This window comes from Catenibacterium sp. UBA627, assembly GCF_002299355.1.
Taxonomy (GTDB): domain Bacteria; phylum Bacillota_I; class Bacilli_A; order Erysipelotrichales; family Coprobacillaceae; genus Catenibacterium; species Catenibacterium mitsuoka.
On record NZ_DBPF01000122.1, the window covers coordinates 49,224 to 50,955 of the forward strand.

Below are 1,732 nucleotides of genomic sequence, written 5' to 3' on the forward strand. Positions count from 1 at the left end.
TAATCTGAATAAAAATTGAAAGAGAAAACAAATTTTACCCTAAAAAAGTGCATAAAGCCCCTTTCCCCAAATGGATGGCTATTCTATTTGAGGTGAGTTCGTAGATTCTTTTCTGATGAGTTGTAGAATCTCTGCTTCAGACAAGCCAGTGCGGCTGAGCTGATTGAAGGCATTTCGTAAATTGTTTTTTACGTATTCGATTCGTTGCTTCTTTGTTGTTTCAACATCTGCCATATCTGTTGGGTTAAATACTTCACCAGTTTTTAAAAGGTGATAGACAGCAATAAGTATTTTTCTCGCAATCGCAATGATAGCTCGTTTCTTACCGCGCCTTTTAGTTATCTTGTTAAATTTGTCTGCGTAGTAATCGCAGTTCTTATCTTTTACGGCAGCATGTGCAACCTGAACAAGGCAAGGCTTAAGATAAACACCAGCTTTTGAAATCTTAACTGATTTCTTTTTGCCGGCTGATTCATTACATCCAGGAGCTAATCCAGCCCATGCAGCAAGTTTGCGATGAGAGGACCACTGAGACATATCAGTGCCGATTTCAGAGATAATGGTAATAGCAGATTTTCTATTGATTCCTGGTATTGTACAAAGAAGCTGTATGTATTCTTCGTAGTTGGCAACCATCAAGTCGATATGGTGCTGTATTTCATCAAGTAGAGAATCTAGATATTCCATATGTTTCTGAACGATTCGAATTCTAGCCTTTTGAAACTGATTTAGCTGAATACCTTCAACAGCACTTAGGATGTCTTCATGAGATGCTTTACAACCGGCATGAACTTTAGAAAGAATATCTTCACTTGTATATGGATTATTTGATAAAATAGTATCGACAATAGCGGAAGCAGATTTACCAAAGATATCACTAAAAACAATATCAAGTTTACAGTTTCCAGTAGTCAAAGCATTTTGGAAACGATTCTTTTCAGAAGAACGCATATTGACAAGTTTATACTGATAGCGGGTAAATTCCCTGAGGATGCGGATATCCTTTTCAGGGATATAGCTGGATCTGACAATACCAAATTTAAAGAGGTCAGCAATCCATTTGGCATCCTTATTGTCATCCTTCTCACCTTTGATAGCCTTGACCCATTTAGGATTGGCAACAACGACATTAGAAATATGTCCTTCTAATGCATTGTATACAGGGATATAGTACTTGCCGGTTGATTCCATGCATACATTTTGACAGTTGTTTTCAATAAGCCAATCCCTGAATTGAATGAGCTGGTTATTGAAGGTTGAGAATCTTTTTTTAATGTACTTGGGTTTGACGGATTCAGAAATGCAGATAACAGCAACAATGAAAGATTTGTGCACGTCAACACCACAAGATCTAGGGTAAACAATCTCCATAAACAAAAGGCTCCTTATAAGAATATAGAGAAGGAGCTCAGTGACTGACTGATCAACACTAAAAGATTAAACTCAAGTCAATGATTAATCTGCAGACTTAAAAGACATACTCATGTGTGCTTGAAAAGATCAGCCTTGCACTGGTTAATATACTGTTTTGACTTGAACGAGTTGCAAGAATCTACAACTCACCTTGCCGTGCTTTGTAGTGTAAGACTCCTTCAATTAAAATATAAAATAAGATGCCTGCACAAACAAGAATTATTCATTACTATGTGTGCCTTGGAGCCGCAGGCGGAAAGGAATGGAAGGTTAATATGGAAACAAAAGCACTTTATATTCATATTCCTTTTTGTGATCA

General features: G+C 37.1%; 1 protein-coding gene. It reads right to left on the minus strand.

All coding sequences use genetic code 11. The features are described from left to right. Positions 1–78 precede the first annotated feature (78 nt). Positions 79–1,371 (minus strand): IS110 family transposase, encoded by a 1,293-nt coding sequence (locus tag B2S90_RS08180; protein WP_286696861.1) that lies wholly within the window; start codon positions 1,369–1,371, stop codon positions 79–81. Positions 1,372–1,732: the final 361 nt, after the last annotated feature.